At 65.2% G+C, this 24,306-nt stretch carries 21 protein-coding genes, 1 tRNA gene and 2 pseudogenes; 13 read left to right on the plus strand and 11 right to left on the minus strand.

What is annotated here, in order from left to right; translation table 11 throughout:
* Window positions 1-244: 244 nt before the first annotated feature.
* From ABIE58_RS12335 to ABIE58_RS12360, 6 genes and pseudogenes are all read right to left on the minus strand, one after another.
* Window positions 245-950, minus strand: a pseudogene (locus tag ABIE58_RS12335) (IS5 family transposase); the annotation flags it as partial.
* Window positions 951-1,068: 118 nt separating this feature from the next.
* Window positions 1,069-1,440: a hypothetical protein gene (locus ABIE58_RS12340; RefSeq protein WP_354545027.1), complete on the minus strand. Its 372-nt coding sequence runs from the start codon at window positions 1,438-1,440 to the stop codon at window positions 1,069-1,071.
* 172 nt (window positions 1,441-1,612) lie between these two features.
* Window positions 1,613-1,689: transfer RNA gene (locus tag ABIE58_RS12345), tRNA-Arg, on the minus strand.
* Between the two features lie 56 nt (window positions 1,690-1,745).
* Window positions 1,746-3,137 (minus strand): sensor histidine kinase, encoded by a 1,392-nt coding sequence (locus ABIE58_RS12350; protein ID WP_354545028.1) that lies wholly within the window; start codon window positions 3,135-3,137, stop codon window positions 1,746-1,748.
* Between the two features lie 21 nt (window positions 3,138-3,158).
* Window positions 3,159-4,577, minus strand: coding sequence for a dihydrolipoyl dehydrogenase family protein (locus ABIE58_RS12355; RefSeq protein ID WP_354545029.1), 1,419 nt, complete (start codon window positions 4,575-4,577; stop codon window positions 3,159-3,161).
* Between the two features lie 2 nt (window positions 4,578-4,579).
* On the minus strand, window positions 4,580-5,323 hold the full coding sequence (locus ABIE58_RS12360; RefSeq protein ID WP_354545030.1) for a TVP38/TMEM64 family protein: 744 nt from the start codon (window positions 5,321-5,323) through the stop codon (window positions 4,580-4,582).
* Window positions 5,324-5,570: 247 nt separating this feature from the next.
* Here ABIE58_RS12360 and rpmH point away from each other — a divergent pair, with 247 nt between their 5' ends.
* From rpmH to ABIE58_RS12390, 6 genes and pseudogenes are all read left to right on the plus strand, one after another.
* The gene (rpmH, locus tag ABIE58_RS12365) at window positions 5,571-5,705 is read left to right on the plus strand and encodes a 50S ribosomal protein L34 (protein WP_026757035.1); all 135 of its coding nucleotides are present in this window, start codon (window positions 5,571-5,573) and stop codon (window positions 5,703-5,705) included.
* A 49-nt stretch (window positions 5,706-5,754) separates the two neighbouring features.
* Entirely contained in the window at window positions 5,755-6,138 is a 384-nt protein-coding gene (rnpA, locus tag ABIE58_RS12370) for a ribonuclease P protein component (protein WP_354545031.1), read from the plus strand.
* Window positions 6,135-6,377, plus strand: a pseudogene (yidD, locus tag ABIE58_RS12375) (membrane protein insertion efficiency factor YidD); the annotation flags it as partial. The gene rnpA and the pseudogene yidD, both read left to right, overlap by 4 nt.
* Window positions 6,378-6,447: 70 nt before the next feature.
* Complete coding sequence (gene guaB / locus ABIE58_RS12380; RefSeq protein WP_354545032.1) at window positions 6,448-7,899, plus strand: IMP dehydrogenase; 1,452 nt, start codon at window positions 6,448-6,450, stop codon at window positions 7,897-7,899.
* A 36-nt stretch (window positions 7,900-7,935) separates the two neighbouring features.
* Window positions 7,936-9,120, plus strand: coding sequence for an RsmB/NOP family class I SAM-dependent RNA methyltransferase (locus ABIE58_RS12385; RefSeq protein ID WP_354545033.1), 1,185 nt, complete (start codon window positions 7,936-7,938; stop codon window positions 9,118-9,120).
* Window positions 9,121-9,206: 86 nt separating this feature from the next.
* Window positions 9,207-11,558, plus strand: coding sequence for an ATP-binding protein (locus ABIE58_RS12390; RefSeq protein WP_354545034.1), 2,352 nt, complete (start codon window positions 9,207-9,209; stop codon window positions 11,556-11,558).
* Here ABIE58_RS12390 and ABIE58_RS12395 read toward each other — a convergent pair.
* Window positions 11,555-12,196, minus strand: coding sequence for a gamma-glutamyl kinase (locus tag ABIE58_RS12395; protein ID WP_354545114.1), 642 nt, complete (start codon window positions 12,194-12,196; stop codon window positions 11,555-11,557). The two genes, ABIE58_RS12390 and ABIE58_RS12395, sit on opposite strands and share 4 nt — an antisense overlap.
* A 194-nt stretch (window positions 12,197-12,390) precedes the next feature.
* Between ABIE58_RS12395 and recA the strand changes: the two genes are divergently transcribed.
* The 6 genes from recA (at window position 12,391) to ABIE58_RS12425 (ending at window position 17,800) form a co-directional block, all read left to right on the plus strand.
* The gene (recA, locus tag ABIE58_RS12400; RefSeq protein WP_354545035.1) at window positions 12,391-13,464 is read left to right on the plus strand and encodes a recombinase RecA; all 1,074 of its coding nucleotides are present in this window, start codon (window positions 12,391-12,393) and stop codon (window positions 13,462-13,464) included.
* A gap of 91 nt (window positions 13,465-13,555) precedes the next feature.
* Window positions 13,556-16,219, plus strand: a complete 2,664-nt coding sequence (gene alaS / locus ABIE58_RS12405; RefSeq protein WP_354545036.1) for an alanine--tRNA ligase — start codon at window positions 13,556-13,558, stop codon at window positions 16,217-16,219.
* A gap of 9 nt (window positions 16,220-16,228) precedes the next feature.
* Window positions 16,229-16,513 (plus strand): DUF1330 domain-containing protein, encoded by a 285-nt coding sequence (locus ABIE58_RS12410; RefSeq protein ID WP_354545037.1) that lies wholly within the window; start codon window positions 16,229-16,231, stop codon window positions 16,511-16,513.
* Between the two features lie 26 nt (window positions 16,514-16,539).
* Window positions 16,540-16,827: a DUF1330 domain-containing protein gene (locus ABIE58_RS12415; RefSeq protein WP_354545038.1), complete on the plus strand. Its 288-nt coding sequence runs from the start codon at window positions 16,540-16,542 to the stop codon at window positions 16,825-16,827.
* A 289-nt stretch (window positions 16,828-17,116) separates the two neighbouring features.
* Window positions 17,117-17,392, plus strand: coding sequence for a hypothetical protein (locus ABIE58_RS12420; protein WP_354545039.1), 276 nt, complete (start codon window positions 17,117-17,119; stop codon window positions 17,390-17,392).
* A gap of 138 nt (window positions 17,393-17,530) precedes the next feature.
* Complete coding sequence (locus tag ABIE58_RS12425; protein WP_354545040.1) at window positions 17,531-17,800, plus strand: hypothetical protein; 270 nt, start codon at window positions 17,531-17,533, stop codon at window positions 17,798-17,800.
* 39 nt (window positions 17,801-17,839) lie between these two features.
* On the opposite strand, the gene typA is transcribed toward ABIE58_RS12425, so the two are convergent.
* Together typA and ssb are read right to left on the minus strand one after the other, a co-directional pair.
* Window positions 17,840-19,660 carry a translational GTPase TypA gene (gene typA / locus ABIE58_RS12430; protein WP_354545041.1) on the minus strand — a complete coding sequence of 607 codons (1,821 nt, stop codon included), beginning with the start codon at window positions 19,658-19,660 and terminating at the stop codon, window positions 17,840-17,842.
* Window positions 19,661-19,760: 100 nt separating this feature from the next.
* Window positions 19,761-20,246, minus strand: coding sequence for a single-stranded DNA-binding protein (ssb, locus tag ABIE58_RS12435; RefSeq protein ID WP_354545042.1), 486 nt, complete (start codon window positions 20,244-20,246; stop codon window positions 19,761-19,763).
* A 191-nt stretch (window positions 20,247-20,437) separates the two neighbouring features.
* Between ssb and ABIE58_RS12440 the strand changes: the two genes are divergently transcribed.
* Window positions 20,438-21,031 carry a lytic transglycosylase domain-containing protein gene (locus ABIE58_RS12440; protein ID WP_354545043.1) on the plus strand — a complete coding sequence of 198 codons (594 nt, stop codon included), beginning with the start codon at window positions 20,438-20,440 and terminating at the stop codon, window positions 21,029-21,031.
* Between the two features lie 320 nt (window positions 21,032-21,351).
* Here ABIE58_RS12440 and ABIE58_RS12445 read toward each other — a convergent pair whose 3' ends face one another.
* Together ABIE58_RS12445 and ABIE58_RS12450 are read right to left on the minus strand one after the other, a co-directional pair.
* Complete coding sequence (locus ABIE58_RS12445) at window positions 21,352-23,010, minus strand: ABC transporter substrate-binding protein (RefSeq protein WP_354545044.1); 1,659 nt, start codon at window positions 23,008-23,010, stop codon at window positions 21,352-21,354.
* Between the two features lie 73 nt (window positions 23,011-23,083).
* The gene (locus ABIE58_RS12450; protein ID WP_354545045.1) at window positions 23,084-23,899 is read right to left on the minus strand and encodes an AraC family transcriptional regulator; all 816 of its coding nucleotides are present in this window, start codon (window positions 23,897-23,899) and stop codon (window positions 23,084-23,086) included.
* Window positions 23,900-24,306: the final 407 nt, after the last annotated feature.

Here is a 24,306-nt window from a genome sequence, read left to right on the forward strand (position 1 = left end):
CGCGGCTGCATCCAAATTCCTCTGAAATCGAGGCAATCGCCTGCGACCGTGACTTATAATCCGCCTCATTCTCCAAGACCATGCGCACCGCACGCGCACGTAACTCGGTCGAAAAACGGGTCCCTGGGTTTCCCTTGGTCATAGCTTACCTTCCGAGCTTTTTGCTCTCCGGTAAACCCGGTCTGGTTCAGTGGGTCATTTTTGGATGATCACACCGGGTCACTTTTGAATGCACATTGACAATCAGCAGGTGGTCCACCGCCTGGCTGTCATGCAGGGCGGCGTTGCTGACATGGTAACGGCGGACCAGCTTGTGCTTGCGGTCCACGTTGACGTGGTTCTTGTAGCCGTAATGGCTCTTGCCATGTTTCTTGGTCCAGCGGGCATCAATGTCTTTCTGCGACCGTTTGGCGGGCTTGTCGGCCCAGCCCTCGGGCACCTCGCCGCGCTTGATCGCCTTGTTTTCTTCGCGCCTGTTGTGGTTCTTCGGCACCGGCACGATGGACGCATCGAGGATCTGCCCGTCGCGTGCGATGTAGCCCTGCCGCGCCAGATAGCCGTCGAACTGCCCAAACAGCGCATCGACCATACCCGCCTGGGCCAGCCCCTCGCGATAGAGCCACACCGTCTTGGCATCGGGCACCCGGTCCTCCAGGCCAAGCCCGAGGAATCGTCCTGGCCGAAAGCCGGTCGCGGACCTGATACTCGATCTGGTCGTCCGACAGGTTGTAGAGCGCGCTCAGGACCAGCGTCTTGAACATCACAACCGCATCCCAAGGCCTGCGCCCGGCCCGCGACTTGCGCGCCGCCTCCGGCTTGCGCCAGACCCGTTCCAGAACCGACCGAAACTCCTCCCACGGCACGACCGCGTCGATCTCCACCAACGGGTCACGCTTCGCATCGAGGCTCGCGTAGCGGTCCGAAAGATCAAAGAAACCCATCTGCGCCATCATCAAACCCCAAGCCATGGAACTCCTCGACCATCATACCGCCGCGGTCAGGTCAGGGCAAATTTTCGAGGTGCCCTATTGTCATGGGCCTTTGCCCGAGGGGCATTTCAAGTTCTGCTCAAGCGGTTGCGCGAGGACACACAATGGACGCCTTGACCGGCTTCGAGCGGCTAACAGGATCAGGCGATATGGACGGCAACTCACTCGATATGAGGCCGCTTTGCGCGGTCTGTGGGGTGGACATGTGGCCGTGCCGGTCGGAAAGATATTTTGCAGCGACCATTGTATCGCGGTCGATCAGGCGCGCCTTGAGCGTGAGGCGCGGCACGAGGTTCTGGCCGGTCGGACATGCGAATATTGCCACTCGCCTATCCCTGTCACCAAGCGGGCGGATGCGCGGTGGTGTTCTCGCAAGTGCATCAAGCTGGACGAGGTTGCCTTGCAGCGTGAGGCCAGACACGCGGCGCTTGCCGGTCGGATGTGTGACCATTGCGGGGGGCCTATGCCGGTCGCAATGCGCTCACATGCGCGCTGGTGCAGCGATCATTGCAGGTCGGCGGGGGATTGGGCGAGGCCAAGGGTGAATCACCTTAGCCCCTGTTCCTCCGGTGTTTCCCCAAAAAAAGGGCTTAGCGGCGATTTGCCCTAAGCCCTTGTTTTGTTGGCGGACCGAGGAGGATTCGAACCCCCGACCCCTTGATTCGTAGTCAAGTACTCTATCCAGCTGAGCTATCGGTCCGTTGAGGGCAGCGTTTAGACTTTGCCGCCTGACGATGCAAGAGGGGGAGGGCAAGATTATGACGCGGAGACGAAATTTCCTCTGGGCAGGGTGATGCGAAAGCAGGTGCCGGTCTCGTCGCTGCGCTCGAGCGTGAGGGTGCCGCCATGGCCGCGCACCAGTTCGGACGCGATCGACAGGCCCAGCCCGGTGCCGCCGCTGCTCGCGCCGCCGTGGAACGGCTTGAACAGGTGTTCGCGCGCCTTGGCGGGCAGGCCGGGGCCGGTATCGGTGACGCGGATGATCCAGTCCTCGGCGCTGGCCTCGGCGGAAATTGTGATGCTGCCCGGCGCGCCGGTCTTGACGAGGGCCTGCCGCGCGTTGCGCAACAGGTTGGTGAGCACGCGGTGCAACTGCTCGGCATCGGCGCGCAGCACGACATCATCGGCCACGCGGTTCTCGAAACGCACTGGGTGGCCTGCGGCGGCGAGGCGCTCGCCCTCGATCGTGTCCTCCACCAGGTCGGCAAGGCTGTGGCGCGCAAGCGTCGGCCCCGGCTCCTCGGCCTTGCCATAGGCGAGGGTGGATTCGCACAGATGCACCGCGCGGGTGAGCGAATTCACCAGCTTGGGGGCCATGCGCTGCACGAGCGGGTCCTCGCTTGCCTCCAGCCGGTCGGTGAAAAGCTGTGCCGAGGTAAGGATGTTGCGCAGGTCATGGCTTATCTTGGCCACCGCGCCGCCAAGCTGGGCAAGGTGCTCTTTTTGCTTGAGCGCGGAGGTGAGCTGGCGTTGCAGCGAGTGCAGGCTTTCCTCGGCCTCGCGCAATTCGGTGATGCCCGAGGACGGGGTGATGACGTGGCGGCCATCCTCGGGATCGGCGGCATAGGTCTGCATCGCGCGCACCACCCGGCGGATCGGGCGCACCACGAAGCATTGCACCGCCACCAGCAACAGCCCCGCCGTGATGAGCGAAATCACCAGCGACAGCCACAGGATGCGCAGGCCATACTCGATCATCGCGGCGCGCAGGTCACGGGTATCGAGCGTGATCTCGATGAGCAGCCCGCCCATGCGCACCGGCTCGCCGATGACGCGGATCACCTCTGGCTCGGGTTTGGCAAGGCGGCGAAAGGCGTCGACGATGAGGGTGATTGCGGGCGGGTCACGCAGATCGAAGCTGCGCGATACCGGCGCGGGCACCGGCGAGGACAGCACAAGCTGGCGCGCCTCGTCGCGGCGCAGGACCACGTTGAACACCTCGGCGTTGCGCAACAGCTCCTCTTGCAGATCGGCCGAGACCTCGCCGCCCGAGAGCAGCCCCAGCGAGGCGATCTGCGCGCGTTGCAGCCGGTCGAACAGGAATTGCTCGCGAAAGCGGGCCACCGAGGGCACGAAAATCAGCACCTCGGCCAGCATCACGAAGATGGCGGTGAGAATCAGGAACCGGCCTGAAAGTGACTTTAGCACGCGCGCCTCCCATGAGCGGGGTCAGGGCAGCCAGCGCTGCACCAGACCCACCACCCGTTTCATCATAGCGCTATCAAAGAGGCGTGGCGAGAAATAGGCCCCGGCGGCACGTTTGTTGATTTCCCCAAGCGTGGGGTAGGGCGCGACCATGTTCGCGACATGTTTCATCTTGAGCTTGTTGGCGAGGATGAAGGCCCAGAGATTGATCAGCTCGCCCGCCTGCGCGCCCGCGATGGAGACGCCAATGGGCCGCCCGCGCACCACCATCACCTTGATGAGACCGGCGGTCTTGCGCTCGGCGATGGCGCGGTCATTGTGGGTGTAGGGAAAGCGCACCACCTCGAGATTGCCGCCATGGATTTCGCGCGCCTCTGCCTCCGTGAGGCCTACCTGCGCCAGTTCGGGATCGGTATAAGTGGCCCAGGGGATGTGGTCGGTGCGGTTCTTGGCAGGCAGCGACAAGAGCGCCTGCCGGATGATAAGCCCCGCCTGATAGCCCGCCACATGGGTGAATTGCAGCCCCCCCGCCACGTCCCCGATGGCATAGACGCGTTTGTTGGTGGTGCGCATGGCGCCATCCACCTTGATGCCGCGCCGCGTGGTCTCGATGCCCGCAGCTTCGAGGTTGAGCCGGTCGGTATTGGCACGGCGGCCCACGGCCATGAGCAGGTGAGAGCCCTTGAAGATGCGACCATCCTTGGCCTCGACCTCGATCGCGCCTGCTGTGCCACGGATTTCCGAGGCCATCGCGCCTTCCTCGATCACGATGCCCTCGGCGTCGAATTGCGCGCGCACGACGGCCACCATCTCGGGGTCGTCCTGGCCCAGCACCTTCGCCCCCTCGATCACCGTCACCTCGCAGCCAAGGCGGCGATGCGCCTGCGCCATTTCCATGCCGATGGGGCCGCCGCCGATGACGAGCAGGTGGCGGGGGCGCTCGCGCAGCTCGAATATCGTCTCGTTGGTCTCATAGGGCACGTTGTCCAGCCCCGGAATCGGCGGCACCAGCGGCGAGGAGCCGGTGGCGATCACCACCCGCCGGGCCGAGATGACATGCGCGCCCGCGCTCACCTCCGTGGGCGAGATGAATTCGCCATAGTCGCGGATCACCCGCACGCCCAGGCCCTCGAACCGCTCCTGGCTGTCAACCGGCTCGATCTGTGCGATCACGCCCGCGACATGATCCTTGGCGGCGGCGTAATCCACCTGCGGGGCCACATCTGCCACGCCATAGGCAGAGGCATGGGCCTGCGCATGTGCTGCCTTGCCGCTGGCAATCAGCGCCTTGGAGGGCACGCAGCCGAAATTGAGACAGTCGCCGCCCATTTTGTGGCCTTCGATCAGGACGACGCTCGCCCCCATCTGCACGGCCCCCGCCGCAACCGAAAGCCCGCCTGAGCCGGCCCCGATGACCAGCAGATCCGGTGTCAATTTTGTCATGTTCAAATGTCCTTTTTTCCACGAATGGCCTTGATGAGCATCGGCAGCGCCGCAAGCGCCGCAAGCCCCAGGATGGGGCCGATGATCTGCGGCTCCCACAAGAGGGAAAGATCGGGCGTGTCGCCCCGGTCGAAGACCTCGCCCAGCCCGACGCCGATCCAGGTAAAGACGATGGCACCGGGGATTATGCCCAGCACCGTGGTCAGCACGAAGTTGCGAAACCGCACCCCCACCAGCGCGGGCAGCAGGTTGGCCACGAAGAACGGCACCGCGGGCACCAGCCGCATCAGGAACAGCACGCTGATCTCGTTATCGTGCAGCCGCTGCTTGAGCCGTTTCATGCGGCCTTCCGATGTCTCGATTCGCGCGGCAAGCGTCGCGCCCAAGCCCCAGCGCGCGGCAAGAAAGATCATGATCGCCCCCAGCGAGGCCGCAGAGACGTTGAACGTGGTGCCAAGGACCAGCCCGAATAGGAACCCGCCGGTGACCGAGGCCACCGCCGCGCCGGGCAGCGAAAAGGCGACGATCACCACATAGGTGGCGATAAACGCCGCCGCCAGCGCCGCGAAATGGCTGTCGCGAAAGGCCAGAAGCGTCTCGCGATGGGCGCGCAGCGTGTCGAAGGTGATATGATCGCGCAAGGTCACGGTGCCCACCACCGCCGCAATCAGGATGATCGCAAGCGGCGCATGGCGCAGCAGGGCAGGCCTGCGGCGGGAGGGCGTGGTGGGGTCGCTTTGGGTCATGGGATCACCGGGGCTGTTTGCTGTCCCGCCCTAGATGCACGGTCCGGTGCCCGCCCGCCAGTGCCCTCACGAGGGGGTGATCGCGGGTGATACAAGGCGTGGTTCCTGTAATATGTCGGGGCGGTGTGAAAATCGCTGGCGGGGGTTTGACTTGGGCTACGCCGCTCTTTATACGGCGGGTTCCTGACATATTCGGGCCCGGCGCGATTCCAGACGACCGGCACCCCACAGAACCGGAGATGGAGCGATGAAACGCACCTTTCAACCGTCGAACCGCGTGCGCAAGAATCGCCACGGCTTCCGTGCGCGTATGGCGACCAAGGCCGGGCGCAAGATCCTCAACGCCCGCCGCGCCCGTGGCCGCAAGTCGTTGAGCGCCTAAGCGCCAGCACTGCGACATGACCGATGAACCGCCGGACCCCCCTGACCGCATGGCAGGGGAAGTGTGTCCGGCGGTGTTGTCGTGCGCGGGGCCCAAGCCCGAGATGCTGCGCAAGCGCGCGGATTTCCTCGCCGCCGCGCGGGCGCGCAGGCAGGGCACCGCCACGATGATGGTGCAGGGGCGCGACCGGCGCGACGGCGATCCGCGCGTGCGGGTGGGATTCACCTGCTCCAAGAAGGTCGGCAACGCGGTGGCGCGCAACCGCGCCAAGCGGCGCCTGCGCGCCGTGGCACGCGAAATCCTGCGCGACAAGGCGCAACCCGGCTGGGATTACGTGCTGATCGGGCGCGCGGGTGAAACCGGCCTGCGCCCGTTCGACGATCTGCGCCGCGATCTTGCCCATGCGCTCGCGCGGCTGCGGGGCCGGGGATGAGCCCGCTCGCCCGCCTGCTTGCGCTGCCGATCCGTGGCTACCGGCTGTTGCTGTCGCCCTGGTTCGGGCTGTCGTGCCGCTATCAGCCGACATGCAGCCAATACGCGCTTGATGCGCTGGAGCATCATGGCGCGCTGCGCGGCGGGTGGCTGGCGCTGTGGCGGATCGCGCGGTGCAACCCGTGGGGGGGCTGTGGCTATGACCCGGTGCCGGGCTGTGGCTGTGACGGCCACGACCAGAACGCCCTTTCAACGCCCCGTGATCCATGCGATAGGGACGCGCCAAACGACACATTCACGGAGATGCGGAATGGAAATTCGCGAGGCACTCACCTTTGACGATGTTCTGCTGGTGCCTGCGGCATCCTCGGTGCTGCCCGGCACGGCCGATACGCGCACATGGGTCACCCGCGACATCGCCCTGAACATTCCGCTGCTCAGCTCGGCTATGGACACGGTGACCGAGGGGCGCATGGCCATTTCGATGGCGCAGATGGGCGGGATGGGCGTGATCCACCGCAATCTGTCGGTCGAGGAACAGGCCCGCGAGGTGCGCCGCGTCAAGCGCTTCGAGAGCGGGATCGTCTACAACCCGATCACGCTGCGCCCCGAACAGACGCTGGCCGATGCCAAGGCGCTTCAGGACCGCTACAAGATCACCGGCTTTCCGGTGGTGGATGAGGCGGGCCATGTCGTGGGCATCGTCACCAATCGCGACATGCGCTTTGCCGAGGACGAGAACACGCCGGTGCGCGTGATGATGACCTCCGAGAACCTCGCGATCCTGCGCGAGCCCGCTGACCGCGACGAGGCGCGCTCGCTCATGAAGGCGCGGCGGATCGAGAAATTGCTCGTGACCGACGGGAAGGGCAAGCTCACGGGGCTCTTGACGCTGCGCGATTCCGAGCAGGCGGTGCTCAATCCCACGGCCTGCAAGGACCGGCTTGGCCGGTTGCGGGTGGCGGCGGCCTCGACCGTGGGCGATGCCGGGTTCGAGCGCACGCAGGCGCTGGTGGAGGCGGGCGTGGACATGGTGGTGATCGACACCGCGCATGGCCATTCCGAGGGGGTGGCCCTGGCGGTGAAGCGCGCCAAGGCGATTTCCAACGAGGTGCAGATCATGGCCGGGAACGTGGCCACCGGAGAGGCCACCCGCGCGCTCATTGACGCAGGTGCCGACGCGGTCAAGGTGGGCATCGGTCCGGGAAGCATCTGCACCACGCGCGTGGTGGCGGGCGTGGGCGTGCCGCAACTCACCGCGATCATGGACAGCGCGGCGGCGGCGGGCGATGTGCCGGTGATCGCCGATGGCGGCATCAAGTTCTCGGGCGATTTCGCCAAGGCGATTGCGGCGGGCGCGTCCTGCGCGATGGTGGGCTCCATGCTGGCGGGCACCGACGAGAGCCCCGGCGAGGTGATCCTCTACCAGGGCCGCTCGTTTAAGGCCTATCGCGGCATGGGCAGCCTTGGCGCGATGGCGCGCGGCTCGGCGGATCGCTATTTCCAGAAGGATGCCGCCAGCGACAAGCTGGTGCCCGAGGGGATCGAGGGGCAGGTGCCCTACAAGGGCCCGGCGAGCACGGTTCTCCATCAGCTTGTCGGGGGTCTGCGCGCGGCAATGGGCTATACCGGCTGCGCCACGGTCGCGGAAATGCGCCGGAATTGCCAATTCGTGCGCATTTCCGGGGCCGGTCTCAAGGAAAGCCATGTCCATGATGTGCAGATCACCCGCGAGGCACCGAATTATCGGGTTGGTTCGTAATATCAGCAGGTTGCAGTCCATAGTTCAGGTGAGCGCATGACGCCGGGCGCGCGCGTGGCCGCAGCCATCGGCGTGATCGATGCGATCCGCGACGGGGCGGCTGCCGAACAGGCGCTGACCAACTGGGCGCGCGGTGCCCGCTATGCCGGCTCCGGGGATCGCGCGGCGGTGCGCGATCATGTCTTCGATGTGCTGCGGCGCTGGCGCTCTTCTGCCGCGCTTGGCGGCGGCGATGACGGGCGGGCGCTGCTCCTCGGGCTGCTGCGGGGTCAGGGGCTTGATCCTGATGGGTTTTTCACCGGCGAGGGCCATGCGCCCCCGCCACTCTCCGAGGCCGAGCGCGCTGCAGGGCGGGCACCGAAGGGGGCCGAGGCGCGCGATCTGCCGGAGTGGCTCTGGCCACGGTTTCAGGCCGCGCTCGGGGATGGGGCAGAGCGGGCCGCCGAGAGGCTGCGCCACCGCGCACCGGTCACGCTCCGGGTCAATGCGCGCCGGATGACGCGCGAGGCGGCGCAGGCGGCATTGGCAGCGGAGGGTATTCTTTGCCGTCCCGTGGATGACATCAAGATGGCCTTGCATGTCATTAAGGGTGAACGGAAAATCTCGCAATCCCCTCTCTACCTTTCGGGCGCGGTCGAGCTTCAGGATGCCAGCAGCCAGGCCGCGATGGAAGCGCTCGATCTCCCCGAGGGGGCGCGCGTTCTCGATTATTGCGCGGGCGGGGGCGGCAAGACGCTGGCGCTTGCGGCGCGGATCGAGGGCGAATGGTTCGCCCATGATGCCTCGGCGCGCCGCATGTCCGACCTGCCCGCGCGCGCGGGCCGCGCCGGGGCGCGGGTCCGGCTGTGCGAAACGCCGGATTTGCAGGGGCTTGGGCTGTTTGACGCGGTGCTGTGTGATGTGCCCTGTTCGGGGAGCGGCACCTGGCGGCGCGGACCACAGGCAAAATGGGCGTTGACGCCCGAGGGCCTCGCCGATCTGGGCCGCGTGCAGGCCGGTATCCTTGGACAAGCGGCGGCGCTGGTGGCACCCGGCGGTCGGCTCATCTATTCCACGTGCTCTGTTTTTATCGAGGAAAACGAGCATGTTGTAGAGTGTTTTTTAAGTGAAACTCCGGGCTGGGTGCAGGTATTTGCCAAGCGTTGGCCGATCAGCGCGTCCGGCGATGGATTCTTTCTCGCGCAGCTATGTCACGAAAGTGACGATTCTAATCAACCTTGACGCGATTTTCACGGTGTCGTTAAGTCTGCCTTAAACCTTTGCCCGCAGGATCGCGGCGTAAAGGTTCAAGGCGGAAGGCGCGGCTGGTGGCATTCCTGACGACATCTGGGGGCAACTGGTGGCGCGCCGGTCACCGGCTCGCGCCACGTGCGGGCGTGATCGGCCTTGCGGCGCTAGGGTTCGCGGTGGTTGGGCTGATGGTCGGGAGCGGTCATGCGCAATGGCTTCTGGGCGTGGTGGCGGCTGTGCTGTTTTGCGTCGCGGTCTGGCTGCGTTTGACGCGGTATCTCGGCGATCGACGTCGCGCAACGCTCGTATCCGGGGCGGAGGCCCTGGCCGAATTCGATTCACAACCGTTGTTTTTCACCGGTGCCGGGGGGGCGATTGTTTTCGCCAATCGTGCCGCGCGCGAGCAATTCGCAGCCGGGCAAAACAAGACGCTTGCCGCCGCCCTGCGCGAGCATCTCGCCAATCCCGGTCCGCTTCTCTTTCGCATGGAATCGCGCGCCGCCTCGGTTGGCGCGGCTTCCGAGGATGTCGTGACACGCGCCGGGCATATGCGTCTCACGGTGCATCGGGGGGCGCGCGCGCTCTATGTCTGGCGAGTTGAGAAATCTGCCGATCCGCCCCTTCGCGACCCCGAGGCGCATCCGCTGCCGATGGTCACTCTCGGGCGCAATGGCACGGTGCTTTACATGAATCCTGCAGCGCGAGATCTGATCGGTGCCCGCGTGCGCACCCTCGACGAGGCCTGCGACAGTGGGGGCCTGCGATCCGGGACCACCTGTCGTGTCAACACGCCACATGGCCCGGTTGAGTGTCTTTTCGTCGAGCGGGTGGGGATTGCCGGTCGTCGTGAGGCCTATCTGCTGCCTGGGGTCGCGGCCAACCCGGCGGTCGTGGACGGCTGGGCGTTTTTCGATCATCTGCCGGTCCCCCTGCTCAAGCTCGACACCGAGGGTGGGATAAGGCTGTCCAACAGCCCGGCCCGTGCGCTTCTTGGCTGCGAGACCACAGACGGGGTGCGCCTTGCCGAGATGCTCGAGGGGCTGGGCCGCCCGGTGACAGACTGGATTGCCGATGCCGCAGCCGAGCGCGGAACCGTGCATCCGGAATTCCTGCGGGTGCGGCACGCCGAAAGCGAGAGATTCGTGCAGGTGGCGCTCAACCGCGCGCGCGATGGCGACGAGCCGGTGCTGATCGCCGTCATCACCGACGCGACGGAATTCAAATCGCTGGAGGCGCAATTCGCCCAGAGCCAGAAAATGCAGGCAATCGGCCAGCTTGCAGGCGGAATCGCGCATGATTTCAACAATCTTCTCACCGCGATCACCGGCCATTGCGACCTGCTTTTGCTTCGCCACGATCCTGCCGATCAGGACCATGCAGACCTGACCCAGATCAACCAGAACGCCAACCGCGCCGCCGCGCTTGTCAGCCAGTTGCTGGCCTATTCCCGCAAGCAGACGATGCACCCACGCATCCTTGATCTGCGCGATATCCTGTCCGACCTCACGCATCTACTCAACCGCCTCGTGGGAGAGCGCACCACCCTGGAGTTGAGCCATGAACCGGGCCTCGACGCGATCCGCGCCGACAAGCGGCAACTCGAGCAGGTCATCATGAACCTCGTGGTCAATTCCCGCGATGCCATGCCCGAGGGGGGCACCATCCGCATCGTGACGCAGAACATATTCCTTGACGAGCCTCTGCGCCGCGACCGCGCGGTGGTGGCCCCCGGTCGATACGTCGCCGTCGAGGTGATCGACGAAGGCACCGGCATTGCGCCAGACAAGATCGACAAGGTGTTCGAGCCGTTTTTCACCACCAAGCGCGTCGGCAAGGGCACCGGTCTTGGCCTCTCGACGGTCTACGGGATCGTCAAGCAGAGCGGCGGGTTCATTTTCGTTGATAGCGTCGAGGGGCAAGGCACGACGTTCCGGCTCCTGTTCCCGGCCCATGCGCATCGCGAAGCCGTTCAGGCGGCGCGTGATACGGCGTCCGGGGGCGCAGGCCGCGGCCACGGCACGGTGCTTCTCGTGGAGGATGAGGTTCCGGTTCGCGCCTTCGCCAGCCGTGCGCTGCAACTGAAGGGCTTTACCGTGATCGAGGCCGGATCGGCCGAGGATGCGCTTGAAATGCTTGGCGATGCCACGCTCGACGTGGACGTGTTCGTCACCGATGTCGTGATGCCTGGGCTTGACGGTCCGGGCTGGGTGCAAAAGGCGATGGCCTCGCGCCCGGACGTGCCCGTTGTCTTCGTGTCCGGCTATGCCGAGGAAACCTTTGGCGACGCGCAGGCCCGGATTGCAAAATCGGTTTTTCTGCCCAAGCCATTCTCTCTCGACGAGCTTGTCGAGACCGTCCACAGGCTGGCCCCAAAGGATGGCGAACGCACGCGCCGCGCCGCGCCTATCGCTGCAAGCGCGCCAGATTAGCCAACCGGTCGCGGGGCAGGATCGGATGGGGCGTAGTCACCTTCCGGGCCAATGCCCTCGTAAAGCGTGAAATCGGCGGCGTGCTTGCGACGCAGGCGCGCCTCGGTCTGCGCAGAGAGGTCGAGCTTCAGTTTCGGCGACCGATTGACCAGCCCGGTTTTGATGGTGATCCCAAGCCGTGCTTCGAGAAAGTTTCGGAACCCATCCCGATCCTCGAAGCGGAACAGGTGGGTGACGCGGGTTCCATTGCGCTGGGGCTCGAGGAATTTCGCCTGGCTGCCGACGCGAGCGAAGGGTGGCGGGTCGCCTCGGCAATAGGCGGCCACGAAGGCGTCGAAACTCATACCGGCCGTGCTGTTGGGATGATCCGCGAGCGCATCCCGGTGCCGGTAGCGATACCAGCTTCCCAGCCAGTCAACAGGCTCGCGCATCACCGCGACCACCTCCGGATCGGGACCAACGAAGCGCTCGATCATGGGCCGAAAGAAGCGGTTGTAGCGAAAGACGGGGGCATGTTTGAGCTCGGGCGGCGCGCTGATGACCATTGCCGCATGGGGGGCAAGCGCTGCCTCATACGCGGTGCTGCCGGTTTTCGGCACGGAGAGCAGGACAAGATTCTGTCGAGAAAAAACAAGCAATTCCGGCGATTTCCGATCCCTGATGCACTGTGCTCCATCACTATAAATCAAATGTTAACGTCTTGCCGGGATACTGTCATCACCAAGATTACCTCTTGTCATGGCAGATCATTTGCCCCATGAGTGTAGAACAAGACAGGAACATCGGCGGGCATTGCCGCCCTCCGCAGCGTGTGAAATAACGGAGCGACGCAATGGCAACGGCAGATCTTCTTTCAATGGATAACAAGCGTATGGCGGACAAGCAAAAAGCGCTCGACAGCGCGCTGGCGCAAATCGAGCGGCAATTCGGCAAGGGCTCGATCATGAAGCTCGGCGGCGACAACCCCATCGCCGATATCGAGTCCACCTCCACCGGCTCCATCGGGCTCGATATCGCGCTGGGGATCGGCGGTATTCCCAAAGGGCGCGTGGTCGAAATCTACGGGCCGGAGAGTTCGGGCAAGACCACGCTCACGCTGCATTGCGTGGCCGAAGAGCAGAAAAAGGGTGGTGTATGCGCCTTCGTGGATGCCGAACACGCGCTCGACCCGATCTATGCTCGCAAGCTTGGTGTCGATCTTGATGAGTTGCTGATCTCGCAGCCCGATACCGGCGAGCAGGCGCTCGAGATTGTCGATACGCTGGTGCGATCGGGTGCCGTGAGCCTCATCGTCGTCGATTCGGTGGCCGCGCTCACCCCGAAATCCGAGCTTGAGGGCGAGATGGGCGACAGCAGCGTGGGTGTGCACGCGCGCCTCATGAGCCAGGCGATGCGCAAGCTTACCGGCTCGATCAGCCGCACCAAGTGCACGGTGATATTCATCAACCAGATCCGGATGAAAATCGGCGTCATGTTCGGCAGCCCGGAAACCACCACCGGCGGCAACGCGCTCAAGTTCTACAGCTCCGTTCGGCTCGATATCCGGCGCACCGGGGCGATCAAGGACCGCGACGAGGTCGTAGGTAACGCGACCCGCGTCAAGGTGGTCAAGAACAAGGTCGCACCGCCGTTCAAGCAGGTCGAGTTCGACATCATGTATGGCGAAGGCATCTCCAAGACCGGCGAATTGCTCGACATGGGGGTGAAGGCCGGGATCGTCGACAAATCCGGAAGCTGGTTCAGCTATGGCGACGAGCGGATCGGCCAGGGCCGCGAGAACGCCAAGACGTTCCTCAAGGCCAATCCGCACATCGCGGCGGAAATCGAGGACAAGATCCGCGCGGCGCACGGGCTTGCGTCCACCATACCCGGCGGACCGGACACCGGCGATGTGGTGGAGGGCTGACGCGGGGCCGATTCAGGGCGGTGGACATGGCCCCCGGTGACGGCTAAATCGGCACGAAGCTCCCGAGACAAAAGCCGAAAGTCACACAGCCATGCCCACGCTCAACGAGATACGCAGCGCCTTCCTCGATTTTTTCGAGCGCAACGACCATCGCGTCGTCGAAAGCTCACCGCTCGTGCCGCGCAATGATCCGACGCTGATGTTCACCAATTCCGGCATGGTGCAGTTCAAGAACTGTTTCACCGGTGTCGAGCATCGCGACTACACCCGCGCCGTGACCAGCCAGAAATGCGTGCGCGCGGGTGGCAAGCATAACGATCTCGACAATGTCGGCTATACCGCCCGGCACCATACGTTCTTTGAGATGCTGGGGAATTTCAGCTTTGGCGATTATTTCAAGGAACAGGCGATTCCCTATGCCTGGGATCTGCTGACCCGCGATTTCGGGATCGACCGCTCCAAGCTCCTGGTGACGGTCTACCATACCGATGATGAGGCCGCCGCGATCTGGAAGAAATACGCGGGCCTGCCCGACGAGCGGATCATCCGCATCGCCACGGATGACAATTTCTGGTCGATGGGGCCCACGGGCCCCTGCGGGCCCTGCACCGAGATATTCTACGATCACGGGCCCGATATCTGGGGCGGGCCGCCGGGCAGCGCCGATGAGGATGGCGACCGGTTCATCGAGATATGGAACCTCGTCTTCATGCAGAACGAGCGCTTCGATGATGGCTCGATGCGCCCGCTCGACATGCAATCCATCGATACCGGCATGGGGCTGGAGCGGATCGGCGCGCTGTTGCAGGGCAAGCACGACAATTACGACACCGACCTGATGCGCAGCCTGATCGAGGCGAGCGCACATGCCACCAGCGCCGATCCCGACGGGCCCGGCGCGGTGCATCACCGCGTGATCGCCGATCACCTGCGCTCGACCTCGTTTCTCATCGCCGATGGCGTGATGCCCTCGAACGAGGGGCGCGGCTATGTGCTGCGCCGGATCATGCGCCGGGCGATGCGGCACGCGCATATGCTGGGCGCGCGCGATCCGCTGATGCACCGGCTGGTGCCCGCGCTGGTCTCGCAGATGGGGCAGGCCTTCCCCGAACTGGGCCGCGCGCAGGCGCTCATCACCGAGACGCTGCGCCTTGAAGAGACGCGGTTTCGCCAGACGCTGGAGCGCGGCCTGCGCCTGCTGGAAGACGAGCTTGGCCACCTGCCCAAGGGTGCGGCGCTGCCCGGTGCGGCGGCGTTCCGGCTCTATGATACGTTCGGCTTTCCGCTCGATCTGACGCAGGATGCCTTGCGCGAGCAGGGGCGCGGCGTCGATCTCGACGGGTTCGAGACGGCGATGGCCGAGCAGAAGGCCAAGGCGCGCGCCGCCTGGGCTGGCACGGGCGAGACTGCCGATCAGCAGATCTGGTTCGACATCGCCGAGACGCATGGCGCGACCGAATTCCTCGGCTACGAGACCGAGCGCGCCGAGGGGCGCATCGTGGCGCTGGTCACGGACGGGGCCGAGGCGGCGCAGGCGCGCGCGGGCGAGCGGGTGCAGATCGTGCTCAACCAGACGCCGTTTTACGCCGAATCCGGCGGGCAGGTCGGCGATACCGGCGTGATCGAGACGGAGAGCGGGCGCGCGCGGGTGAGCGATTGCCGAAAGCTGTCGGGCGTGTTCGTGCATATGGCCGAGGTCGAGACCGGGGAGATCAGGGCGGGCGCGGCGGCGCGGCTGGTGGTCGATCACGACCGCCGCAGTGCCATTCGCGCCAACCATTCCGCGACGCATCTGCTGCACGAGGCGTTGCGGCGCGCGCTCGGGCCGCACGTGGCGCAACGCGGCAGCCTCAACGCGCCGGACCGGCTGCGATTCGATTTCTCCCACGCCGCCGCGCTTGGCCGTGACGAGCTGGCGCGCGTCGAGGCGGAGGTCAACGCCTTCATCCGCGGCAATACTCCGGTGGAGACGCGGATCATGACCCCCGATGATGCCCGCGCGATCGGTGCGCAGGCGCTTTTCGGCGAGAAATACGGCGACGAGGTGCGGGTCGTGTCGATGGGGCGGCTGGAGGGTTCGGGCAAGGGCGCGGATGGTGCGACCTATTCCATCGAGCTGTGCGGCGGCACCCATGTGCGGCGCACCGGCGATATCGGCACATTCGCGGTCATCGGCGAGGGCGCGTCGAGCGCCGGGGTGCGCCGCATCGAGGCGCTGACCGGGGCGGCGGCGTTCGACTATCTGGGTGCCCGCAGCGCCGGGCTGGCGGCGGTGGCGGGCGAGTTGAAGACGCGGGCCGAGGACGTGCCCGACCGCGTGCGCGCCCTGATCGAGGAGCGGCGCGCGCTGGCGGGCGAGGTGGCGCAACTGCGCCGCGAACTGGCGATGGCGGGCGGCTCTGCCGGGCAGGCGGGGCCTGCGCCGCGCGAGGTGGGCGGCGTGGCCTTCCTGTCGCAGGTGCTGACGGGCGTGCAGGGCCGCGATCTGCCACCGCTCATCGACGCGCACAAGGCGCGGATGGGAAGCGGTGCGATCTTGCTTATTGCCGATACCGGCGGCAAGGTGGCGGTGGCGGCGGGTGTGACCGCCGATCTGGAGGGCCGCGTTTCGGCGGTGGATCTGGTGAGGGCGGCGGTGCCCGCGCTCGGCGGCAAGGGGGGCGGTGGCCGTCCCGACATGGCGCAGGGCGGTGGCAGCGATATCGGCGGTGCCGAGGCCGCGATCACGGCAGCGGAGGCGGTTCTTGCCTCCTGAGGAGGGAAGATGACCGCCTATATCATCGGTCGGATCACGATCACGAACCCGCAGGATTACGCGGCCTATGCCGAGCAGACCGTGGCCTTGGCCGAGAAGTTCGGCGGGCGGTTTCTGGTCAAGGGCGGCGCGCAAACGGTGGTCGAGGGCAATTGCCCCGACCGCCATGTCGTGATTGCCTTTCCCGACCGGCAGACCGCGCTTGATTGGTATCATTCCGAGGAGTATCGCCGCATCCTGCCGCTGGCGCTGTCTGCGTCGAGCCGCGATCTCGTGATCGTCGACGGGATATGATCCCCAATAGCTGAAAGGAAAGCCCCATGCCCGCGCTCTGGATTGCCCATGTTACCGTCACCGATGCCGAGGCCTATGGCCGTTATGCCGCGCTCGCCGGTCCCGCCATCGCCGCGCATGGCGGAGAGTTCATCGCGCGCGGTGGCCGCTACGTGCAGCTTGAGGGGCGCGATCACGCGCGCAACGTGGTGGCGCGGTTTCCCAGCCTCGACGCGGCAGAGGCCTGTTATCGCAGCGCCGCCTATCAGCAGGCCCTCGACCATGCGCGGGGCGCGTCCGAGCGCGATCTGGTGATCGTCGAGACAAGCGAATAGCCGCCGGTGGAAGAAAAGTGATTTGCGTTCTGATTCGGTGAGCAGAGGGCGGTCGGGAAACAGTGATCACGCAATCGCTGGTATTGTTTCGTGACGGTGGCCAGTCGGCTCAAAGTATTTCCGGCGGGTTCGAAATTTTCCGTGACCGCGCTGCCACAGTTTTGCCATATTTCATTTTTTTTCAAATGGTTGGGAAAGTGGAGCAGGCGCAGGTGGTGACTGTTCATTTGCTAAAATTCGCAAAGATGCATTAACCTTTAACCACTATTGTCACCTGAGGAGTATGTCTATGATCACAAAAGTTTTTGCCGCCGCTGCCACGGCCATCGCCCTGAGCGCAACCTCTGCTGCAGCCTGGGAAGGCCACGTTGTCGAGTGCTATGGCAAGGTCTGGTATCCCGCTGAATACAGCACGTCCAAGGTTCTTGTGAAACATGGCAAGACCGCGTGGGAGCACCGCAACGGCCAGATGGTCAAGGTTCACTACGCGCCGGTTTACAAGGAAGTGAAGACCAAGACCAAGGATGGCCACTGGATCATGCGCCAGGAAGCCTGCATCAACTAACGCCCCTTTGACGGGTGAAACACCAATTCCAGGGGCCCCGCGATGCGGGGCCTTTTTCATGGTTTCGCCATCCCTGTGCCCCGTCTTTACCATTTGCAGGGTCTAGACCTGCGGCAAAGAGGCATGTGGAGCGGATTAATGAATAAACTTGTCATCACCTTGGGCGCGACCATGATCGCATTGGGCGGCGCGGCGCAGGCGCAGGAGCCGAAGCTGATCGCCTGCTATCAGCGGGTGCTCGTCCCGGCGCAATACGACGTCAAGAAAATCCTCGTCAAGGAACCGGAGCGCAAATACATCAAGCGCAACGGGCGGATCGAGCTGCTGGAATACGCCGCGATCTATCGCGAGGAAAAAACCCTCGTGAAGGATGAATATTACGTCATGCAGGAAATTTCCTGCGAGTAAGGCATCCCGGCGCGGAGATCCGCGCCGGTGCAGCCCCCATCAGCCCTGTTTGGAGGCGCGCTTGCGCTCATGCGGATCGAGATGGCGCTTGCGCAGGCGAATCGCGTTCGGTGTGACCTCCACCAATTCGTCATCGTTGATATAGGCGATCGCCTCTTCGAGGCTGAGCGTGACCGGCGTCGTCAGGCGCACCGCCTCGTCGGTGCCCGAGGCGCGCACGTTGGTCAGCTTCTTGCCCTTCAGCGGATTGACCTCGAGATCGTTCTCGCGGCTGTGCTCGCCGATGATCATGCCGGTATAGACCGGAGCTTGCGCGCCGATGAACATATGCCCGCGCTCCTCGAGGTTCCACAGCGCATAGGCCACCGCCTCGCCCGATTCCATCGAGATGAGCACGCCCGCGCGCCGCCCCGGAATCGGGCCGCGATGCGGCACCCAGCCGTGAAACACGCGGTTGAGCACGCCGGTGCCGCGCGTATCAGTCAAGAACTCGCCGTGATAGCCGATGAGGCCCCGCGACGGCACATGCGCGACGATCCGGGTCTTGCTCGCGCCGGAGGGCCGCATCTCGACCAGATCGCCCTTGCGCGGGCCGGTGATCTTCTCGATCACCGCGCCGGTATATTCGTCATCCACGTCGATGGTGACTTCCTCGACCGGTTCCAGCCGCTCGCCGTTCTCGCCCTCGCGCATGAGCACCTGCGGTCGCGTGATCGACAGCTCGAATCCCTCGCGGCGCATGTTCTCGATCAGCACGCCCATCTGCAATTCGCCGCGCCCGGCCACGTCGAAGGCCTCGCCGCCCGGCGTGTCGCTGACCTTGATGGCGACGTTCGATTCGGCCTCTTTCATCAGGCGCTCGCGGATCACCCGGCTCTGGACCTTCTTGCCGTCGCGCCCGGCAAGGGGGCTGTCGTTGATGCCGAAAGTAACAGAGATGGTGGGCGGGTCGATGGGTTGTGCGGCCAGCGGCGTGTCGACGGCCAGCGCGCAGATCGTATCGGCCACGGTGGCCTTGGACATGCCGGCAAGGCTGACGATATCGCCGGCGCTGGCCTCGTCGATATCCTGGCTGGCAAGGCCGCGAAACGCCTGGATGCGGCTCACACGGAACTGCTCGATCTTCTGGCCGATGCGCGACAGCGCCTGCACTGTCTGCCCGACTTTGAGCCGCCCCGATTCGACGCGGCCGGTGAGGATGCGCCCGACAAAGGGATCGGCCCCGAGCGTGGTGGCAAGCATGCGGAAATCATCATCCACCTGCGCGATCTGTTTCGGCGCGGGGACGTGGTTCACGATCAGCTCGAACAGCGCCGTCAGGTCGCGGCGCGGCCCGTCGATCTCATGATCGGCCCAGCCATTCAGCCCCGAGGCATACATATGGGGGAAATCGAGCTGGTCATCATTGGCGTCGAGATTGGCGAAGAGGTCGAACACCTCGTTGAGCACGCGGTCAGGCTCGGCGGCGGGCTTGTCGGCCTTGTTGAGCACCACGATGGGCCGCAGCCCGAGGCGCAGCGCCTTGGAGGTGACGAACTTGGTCTGCGGCATCGGGCCTTCGGCGGCATCGACCAGCAGCACGACACCGTCCACCATCGACAGGATACGCTCCACCTCGCCGCCGAAATCGGCGTGGCCGGGGGTATCGACGATGTTGATGCGGGTGGTTTTCCACACCACCGAAGTGGGTTTGGCAAAGATTGTGATACCGCGCTCGCGCTCGATATCGTTGCTGTCCATCGCGCGCTCGTCCACGGCCTGTCCTGCGCGAAAGGCGCCGGATTGTTTGAGCAATTCGTCCACGAGCGTGGTCTTGCCGTGGTCGACATGGGCGATGATTGCGATGTTGCGCATATCCATTGGGCGGTGTCCTGATGCTGTTCAGTCCGCGCCTTAGACGCCGCGGCGCAGAATGACCAGAGGCAAAGCGGTTTAGGCGCAGGCGAGATCGCAGGGGAGATCAGAACGGGATTTCGTCATCCATATCATTCGAGGGCCGCCCGGCGGGGGCCCCGCCGCCATAATCGCCACCGCCGTAGCCGGGATCGCCGCCGCCATAGCTGCTACCGCCACCGCCACCCGCGCCGCCCTCGCTGCGGCCATCGAGCATGGTGAGCGTGCCGTCAAAGCCCTGGAGCACGACCTCGGTGGTATAGCGGTCCTGGCCGGACTGATCCTGCCATTTGCGGGTTTGCAGCTTGCCCTCGATATAGACCTTGGAGCCCTTGCGCAGGTATTGCTCGGCGATGCGCACCAGCCCCTCCTGAAAGATCGCCACCGAATGCCACTCGGTTTTCTCGCGGCGTTCGCCGGTGGTGCGGTCTTTCCACTGCTCGGAGGTGGCGATACGCAGGTTGCACACCTTGCCGCCGTTCTGGAAGGTGCGCACCTCGGGATCGCGGCCAAGGTTGCCGATGATGATGACCTTGTTGACAGAGCCGGCCATGATGCCCTCCTTGTTCGCGTTGTTATGCCTAGGCCCCGGTTACATCATCGCATCGGTGTGAAGGAAAGGTTAAAATTCGCGGCATCTTGGCAATTTCCCGCGCGTCGGGGCGCGCGGCACGAAAATCGCTCGAAAATCCTGCGAAATCCCGCTAGGGTACGCGTCAAGGATGTGACGGGGGACGACAGGGGATGCGCTGGATCTTTGGGGCGCTCGTGGCCGGGTTGCTGATGCCGCAGGTTTCTGCGGCAGATACGCTGTCGACCAAGGGGCGGATCGGCGTCTTCAAATCGCAGGCAAGAGTGCTTGACCGTCGGGCGAACCAGAAATCCAAAAGCACCGTGCAGATCGAGCGCACGGGCTTTCGCGCGCCCACGATATGGGATGATCTGTCGCCGTCGCCGCTCTTTCGCGGGGCTTATCGCGGCCCCTATCTTGACGCGGCGAAACAGGCGGCGCGCCGTCACGGTATCCCCGAGAGCCTGTTTTTGCGGCTGGTGCAGCAGGAATCGGGCTGGCGCGCTGACGCGGTATCGCACAAAGGGGCGATCGGGCTGGCGCAGCTCATGCCCGAGACCGCGCGCATCCTCGGCGTAAATCCGCGCGACCCGCGGCAGAATCTCGAGGGCGGCGCGCGCTATCTTGCCGCGCAATACCGCAAGTTTGGAACGTGGCGTCTGGCGCTGGCGGCCTATAATGCCGGTCCCGGCGCGGTTGAGAAACACGGTGGCGTGCCCCCCTACAAAGAGACCCGCGATTACGTGCGGGTGATCCTGGGAAGCTAGTGTTCGACATCTGACAGATGGTGCCCAAGGATGATCCGGCCTGACATATTGTAAGATGTGGTGCGGCAGGCGTCGTGAATGGCCTGAAGGGGACATTCGTGGTTTCAGAGATAGCCGCGCGGTGCCCGCCCGTCCGGGCGGTCGGGCGCTGCGCGGCGGCGTGCAAGCACGCCTTGACTCCGCGCGGGAACAAGACGCGAATGGCGGCTCAAGGCCAAAGACGGCCCCAGTGCAGCATCGGGCAGTTTGTGTCAGATGCCGAACACCGGAGCGACGCGCGTGAATGCGAATGAACGCGGGCACGCTCCAGGCCGCACCGCTCAGGCGGCAAATCCGATCCGGTAGAGATGGATTTCGTGGGAGGGATGCTTTTCCGCGTTCACCAGCCGCCCGTTATGGTGGTTGTGCAGGTCGCGCCAATAGGGCTGGATGATAACGCCCTCGTCGCGCAGGATCGCCTGAAGCCGCGCCATCACGCGGCGGCGCGCCTCGGCATCGAAAAGCGCGTTGGCCTCGTCAAGCAGGGCGTCGAATTCGGCATTGGCAAAGCCGGTCTCGTTCCACGCGGCACCGGAGCGATAGGCCAGCCCCAGCACCTGCACCGCAAGCGGGCGGTGGTTCCACTGGGTGCCGGAAAACGGGTAGTCACGCCAATTGGCCCAGAATGTTGCCCCCGGCACGATACGCCGCACCACCCGCAGCCCGGCATCGCGCAATTGCGCCGCGACCGCGTCGCCGCTGGCGCGCTGCCATTCGTCGTCGAGGGTCACAAGCTCGTGCTTGAACCCCATAAGCCCGGCTTGCGTCGCAAGGCGGCGCGCCTCGCCGGGGTCATACCTGGCGGGGCCAAGATCGGCATGCGCGGGGTGCAGCGGGCTGACATGATCGTTGCCCGCGACCGTGCCACGCCCGTCATAGCCAAGCTCGAGGCAGATCGCATTGTCGACCGCCAGCGCCAGCGCGCGGCGCATGTCGCGGCGGGCATAGGGGTTGGTGCCGATGATCCGCGCATCCTGTGCGCCGCGAAACACGATGGTGGCCGCGCTCTCGACGCTTGTATCGGTCCAGCCGATGGCATCCATCGCCGGGATGAAGGCCCCGACACTTTCATAAAGCATGTCGATCTCGCCCGCCTCGGCGGCGGCAAGCCAGGTGGTGGGGTTGGTGCCCAGATCGACGAATTCCACCCGCTCAAGCCACGGCCCGCCGAACACCTCCGCCCCCCACCAGCGGTGATCGGGGTGGCGCTCGAGCACGCAACGCTCGCCCACGGCGAGGCTGACGGGGCGGAACGGCCCGGTGCCCACGCCATGCGCGAACGGATCGCCGCCGTCATAGCCGGGATGCACGATCGCCGCCGGGTAATCCGACATGCTGGCGATGAGCGAGATATCGGGGCGGTCGAGATAAAGCGTCACGGTCAGCGGGTCGGTGATCTCGATCGCGTCGGCGCGCGCCTGTCCGGTGGTGGCGTCGATGAGCGGCGTCATGCGGCTGGCCATCGAATTGCCCGGCGCGGTGGTGTCGCACCAGCGCGCGATATTATGCGCGACATGCGCGGCGGTGAAGGCATCGCCATTGTTCCAGCGCACGCCGGGGCGCAGGCGCAGCACGTAGCTTGTGGCGTCCTCGCTCACGCTCCAGCCCTGCAACAGCATCCCGTGAAATGTGCCATCGCTTTGGTATTCCACCAGATATTCAAGGAAACCACGGGTCTGGTTGCCCATTTCGCTCCAGTCATAGCTGCGCGGATCCCCGAGCGGCTTGACGTTTTGCTGGATGCGCAGGGTGCCGCCTCGGGCAATGGCGGGCTGCGCGCGCGCAGGCCCCGGTAGCCCGGCCAGCACAAGCGCCGCTGCCGCGCCGACACCCAGCGCCGTGGCCTGACCGAGAAACTCGCGCCGTCCCATCCGGCCCGCATGCAGATCGCCGCACAGGGTGGCAAGGCCGGAAGGGCGGGGCAGGGCAGGGCGCGGCATGGCGGGATTCTCTCGCTTGGGGCCTTGGCTCATTAGAGACCGCCGTGCCCGCGCGTGCAACCCGTTCCCGCTGTCAGATCACGCGCCGCAACGGTGTGCGTTTGCGCGCCTCAAGCGCGGCCTGGCGCAGGTCGGACGGGCTCTTGCCGGTATGGTGCAGGATGAAGCGCGAGAAATAGGCGGCGCTGCCAAAGCCGAGATCGGCGGCGATCTGCGCCATCGGGCGCTCGCCCGCCTCGATCAGGTCGCGCGCGGCATGAAGGCTGCGCTGGGTCAGCAATTCGGCGGCGCTCAGCCCCGAGAGGCGGCGGCAGACGCGGGTGAGATGGGTGGGCGTCACGCCCAGCGTGCGGGCGTGATCGGCCATGCTGCGGGTGCTGGCGTGGTGGCGCTCGACCAGCGCGGCATAGGCCCGCACCAGCCGCTCGGCGGCACCGGGGGCGGGCTCGTCGGGATGCGAGAGCATGGCGCGGCGCAACCACACGCTCATCAGCGCCGCCTGCGCGTCCACCGCTTCCTCCGAGAAGGGGCGCGCGTCGTTCTGCTCGCGCTGCATCGCCTCGAAAATCGCCGTAAGCTCGCTCTGGCCTGTGACATCGCGGATGCGCAGGTGCTGCGCGCGGTCGGGCATGGGGGCTGCGGGTTGCGCGGGCATCTCGCAGACAAGGCCAAAGCCGGTCTTGCCGGTATCGAGCGAAAACATCGTGCCCGCAGGCAGCACCAGCGCGTTGTGAACGCCGAGGCCCCGGCGCACCCCCTCGACCACGGCAATCCCCTGTCCGCGCGTCATCCAGACAAGCGCGTGATGCGGGCGGGAATGTTGCAGCATGAGCCGCCATTCCTCCCCGTGCCCCCATTGCACGAGCGTCATCACCGTTGCATGGTCCATGCGCGCCTCCAGAGCCGGAAAGATCGCCTTTGGACAACTCATGACACGGATCGCGGGCCATGTCAGGGGATAAATGCCTGATTTGGGAAACTGTCGGTACCGGTGCTGCGGCTTTCGGCGGGCGGTCGAGGCGTTGCGGGCTGAGGCAGAGCAGGCCGGATGTGACCCAAGGACTCTGGTCTGCGGCACCTGACAAAAGGTGCCCGATGATGCACGGTGGAGGTTTCTGGCCTGGAGGGGACATTCGATATGATGCGATGAGCCGCGCGAGGGCCCGTCCGCCGGGTGGGCGCAGCAACGGCTTTGGGAGGCGCTTTATGGCGCAAAATACTTGAACGATTGCACGGGTATGCACCGTTGCAAAAGCGCCCGCCCGAGGGGGCGGACGGGCGCTCGCGCGGCGGCGC

Origin of the sequence: Roseovarius sp. MBR-78, from assembly GCF_040547535.1 — a bacterium.
Classification (GTDB): domain Bacteria; phylum Pseudomonadota; class Alphaproteobacteria; order Rhodobacterales; family Rhodobacteraceae; genus Roseovarius.